Origin of the sequence: Cellulomonas septica (genome assembly GCF_012396155.1) — a bacterium.
In the GTDB taxonomy this organism is placed as follows: domain Bacteria; phylum Actinomycetota; class Actinomycetes; order Actinomycetales; family Cellulomonadaceae; genus Cellulomonas; species Cellulomonas septica.
In genome coordinates, this window is the sequence record NZ_JAAXOY010000396.1 from 1 (window position 1) to 3,301 (window position 3,301).

At 74.7% G+C, this 3,301-nt stretch carries 4 protein-coding genes; 1 reads left to right on the forward strand and 3 read right to left on the reverse strand.

Annotation, left to right across the window (positions count from 1 at the left end; all coding sequences use genetic code 11):
- Nucleotides 1–127: 127 nt before the first annotated feature.
- The 3 genes from HGA02_RS13830 to HGA02_RS13840 all read right to left on the reverse strand — a co-directional run bounded on the left by HGA02_RS13830 (nt 128) and on the right by HGA02_RS13840 (nt 2,664).
- On the reverse strand, nt 128–655 hold the full coding sequence (locus HGA02_RS13830; protein ID WP_343035482.1) for a Rieske (2Fe-2S) protein: 528 nt from the start codon (nt 653–655) through the stop codon (nt 128–130).
- Between the two features lie 17 nt (nt 656–672).
- Nucleotides 673–1,257: a DUF6529 family protein gene (locus HGA02_RS13835; RefSeq protein ID WP_168679499.1), complete on the reverse strand. Its 585-nt coding sequence runs from the start codon at nt 1,255–1,257 to the stop codon at nt 673–675.
- A gap of 102 nt (nt 1,258–1,359) precedes the next feature.
- A complete protein-coding gene (locus HGA02_RS13840; RefSeq protein ID WP_168679500.1) occupies nt 1,360–2,664 on the reverse strand; it encodes a glycoside hydrolase family 6 protein in 1,305 nt (434 codons plus the stop codon).
- Between the two features lie 208 nt (nt 2,665–2,872).
- Between HGA02_RS13840 and HGA02_RS13845 the strand changes: the two genes are divergently transcribed.
- Nucleotides 2,873–3,256, forward strand: coding sequence for a DUF5655 domain-containing protein (locus HGA02_RS13845; RefSeq protein WP_168679501.1), 384 nt, complete (start codon nt 2,873–2,875; stop codon nt 3,254–3,256).
- The last annotated feature ends 45 nt before the right edge of the window (nt 3,257–3,301 follow it).

Below are 3,301 nucleotides of genomic sequence, written 5' to 3' on the forward strand. Positions count from 1 at the left end.
GGTCGCGCCCGCGGTCGTGGCGGCCGGTCCCGTCAGTCGAGCAGGAGCGACGCGAGCGCCGCACCCACGACGAGCCCCACGCCCGCGAGCCACACGAGCGTCGGCAGCCGCTGCCAGAACGTGCGCCTCACCGCAGCACCACCCGACCGTCCCGCACGTCGACGTCAACCTCCGGGAGCGGGCGCTGGGCGGGTCCGCGCACGACGTCACCCGACCGTGCGTCGAACACGCTGCCGTGGCAGGGGCAGCGGATCTCGCCGTCCGCGACCTCGCCGACCAGGCAGCCCTGGTGCGTGCAGACCGCGCTGAACCCCTCGACGTCGTCGCCGTCCCGGACGAGCACCACCTGGCGGTCGGTGAGGACGAGGCCGCCCCCGTCGGGGACGTCGGAGAGCGCCGCGAGGACGACGCCGTCGCCGTCGCCGTGGCCGCTGTCGTCGCCGTCGTCGGACGCGTCGGACCCGCCCTCGGTGTCCGCACCGGTGCCGCCGTCTCCCTCGGCCGGTCCGTCGCCCGGCGGTGCGTAGTCGCCGTCGTCGGTGGCCGGCGCGCGCGTGGACATGCCGACGAACCCGACGACGCCGGCCGCGACGGTCACGCCGACCGCCTCGAGCACCTCGCGCCGCCGGTACCCCTCGGACGCGCCCTCCGTCACGCGTGCACCTCCCGCCGTCACACCCGGGGGAGCCCGGGCTGGGTGAAGAACCACAGCGCCGACGTGAACCACACGACGACGAGCAGCGTCGCGACGGTGGCGCCGAGCAGGGGCACCACGACGGACGGCAGCCGGGGGAGGCGCAGCGCCAGCATCTTCGCGGCGAACGCGCCGTAGAACAGGCACCCGGCGACGCTGTGCACCAGGACGCGTGACGGCTCGTCCTCGAAGCCCAGGGACCACACGCACTGGAACGCGACGGGCAGCGTGAGCAGGAACGCGACGACGCCGCTCCACCGGTGCAGCAGCGCGACCCAGCCGGGAGCGCCGCCCCGCACGCCGGGCAGCCGCCCCCACATCGCGAGCGCGGACAGCACCTGCACGACGACCAGCACGAGCGCGGCGGTGGTGAACCACGCCTTGAGCTGCAGCATCCCGGTGAACCACAGGGTCAGCAGCCACGCGCCGTCGCCGGGGTGCGCGTCCGCGTAGGCGGCGAGCGCGGCGGCGACACCCAGTCCCAGCGCGGCGACGCCCGCGAGCGACCACTGCCACCGCGCGGTGGCGGACGGCGGGGAGGGTGGCGCCTGCGTCACGCCCATGCGGCCAGCGTCCCGGGCCGGGGTGCCGGTGTCCAGACGTGGGGCCCCGGGACGCGACGACGGCCGCCCGGTGCGCCCGGACGGCCGTCGTGCGCGCGTCGGTCAGCTCCTGTGACCACCGAGCGGCGGGTTGGCGTGGTGCACGAGCTCGAGCGCCATCTGCGGGAACCACTGGCCGGCTGCCGGGTCGGCGTACCCGCGGACCGGGTCGATGCCACCGTCGGGCGCCCAGCGCGTGCACTGGCCGTCGGACTCGCCCGGGATCTTGATCCAGAGGTACGCGTCGACGTACGGGTCGCCGGTGCTCGTCGTCGGGCGCAGGCCGAGGCCGCGGTCCGGCGGGTTGCACCACACCTGCGGGTCACCCTCGGGGTGGTCCGCCGGCGGCGTCCACGGGCCCTGGCCGTTGCGGCTCGTGTCGACGACGGCGTGCTTGAGCACCTGGGGGCCGGCCGGCGGGTTGGCGGCGTTCGTGACGTTGTCGACGTACCACTGGTCCGTCAGGCCCCACGTGCTGAAGTCGTTCGGGTCCGCGGGGTAGTACTGGCTCGCGCAGTAGTCGAAGTGCCCGAGGCGCCAGCCGCCCTCGGCGTCGTTGGTGCCGTACCAGAGGCACTGCGAGATCCACGACGCGAACTTCGCCTGCCGCTCGCTGAGCTCGTAGTTCGAGACGTTGAGGAAGAAGCCGTCGGCCTTCTCGACGCCCGCCTTGTGCAGCCGGTCGGCGACGTCGCCGACGCCGAGCCACGCGGAGTGCGTGCCGTCGAGGTAGAGGCGCACGTTCGGCAGCGCCGACAGCCGGTCGACGGCGCCGTTCAGCTGCGCGAACCGGTCGGACGCGGCCGTCGCCGGGTCGGCCTCGGCGGGCTGGCACCACTCGGTCGCGCCGGTGATGGAGGTGTACCAGGGGATGATCCCGAGGCCGTCGGGCTCGAGCACGACGATGGCCTCGCTCGTGCCGATGCCCTTCGCGAGCCCGTCGATCCACGCGAGGTACGACGCGGTGTCGAGCGCGCCGCCCGCGGAGTACTGCGAGCAGTCCCGGTAGGGCAGGTTGTAGGCCACGATCACCGGGACCGCGCGCTGGTGCTTGGCGCTCTTGACCGTCTTCTCGACGGACTTGCGCACCTCCTTGGGCGTGCCGCTCGTGAACCACACCGCCTGCGGGGTCGCGACCATCTGGGTGACGGCCTTCGCGTCCGCGTACCGGCGGTCCTTCACGAGCTGCTTGATCTGCGCGACCGCGCCCTCGTTGGGCGGGGGCGTGTAGAGCCGCGTCGTCGACGACGGACCTCCCGGGCCGGGGCGGCCGTGCGCCGTCGCGGGCGCGGCGGAGAGCAGTGAGAGCGCTACCACGGCGGCGGCCGCGGCGAGCGCTGCGAGGGGCGAACGGGTGTGACGTGCCACGGAAGGCTCCTACGTCGTTGTCGGATGACCGGTGCCGTGCGCGGCGGAAGGGGGTGGACCGCCGTCCCAGGAGCATGACAATCCGGACGGGCGAGGGCAAGGGCCCCGCGCGGGTGATCGTCGCGCCCGCGGTCGTCCGGATCCTCGCTCCCGCCGCGGTCAGACACGCCCGGTGGCCGTGTGGGTGACAAGGAGGACCATCGAGCGCATGGCCGACGACGCACCGCGCACCTGGACCGTGGACGACCACCTCCGGGACGCCGACCCCGCGCACGTCGCGCTCTGGCAACGGGTGGTGGCGCTCGTCGAGGCGTGCGGCCCCGTGACGGTCCTCGCGCACAGGACGACCGTGACGTTCGCCGGGGAGCGGCGCGGCTTCGCCGGGGCCCGCCCGACGAGGCACGGCGTCGACGGCTTCCTCGACCTCCAGCGCCCGCTCGGGCCGGACCGTCGGATCCGGCGCGTCTCGCCGTACACGAAGCGCCTGTTCGTGCACCAGTTCCGGGTGACGTCCGCGGACGACCTCGACGACGCGTTCGAGGGCTGGGTCCGCGAGGCGTACGCCGTCGGTGCGGGCGCGCACCTGCGCTGACCCGTCGCACCGGATGACGCCCGCGCGGCCGCTCCGCGCGTGGCC

What these genes read in the sequence shown, in the direction of transcription:
- HGA02_RS13845 (WP_168679501.1), top strand. Translation starts at nt 2,873, where the DNA reads ATGGCCGACGACGCACCGCGCACCTGGACCGTGGACGACCACCTCCGG.
- HGA02_RS13835 (WP_168679499.1), bottom strand. Translation starts at nt 1,257, where the DNA reads ATGGGCGTGACGCAGGCGCCACCCTCCCCGCCGTCCGCCACCGCGCGG.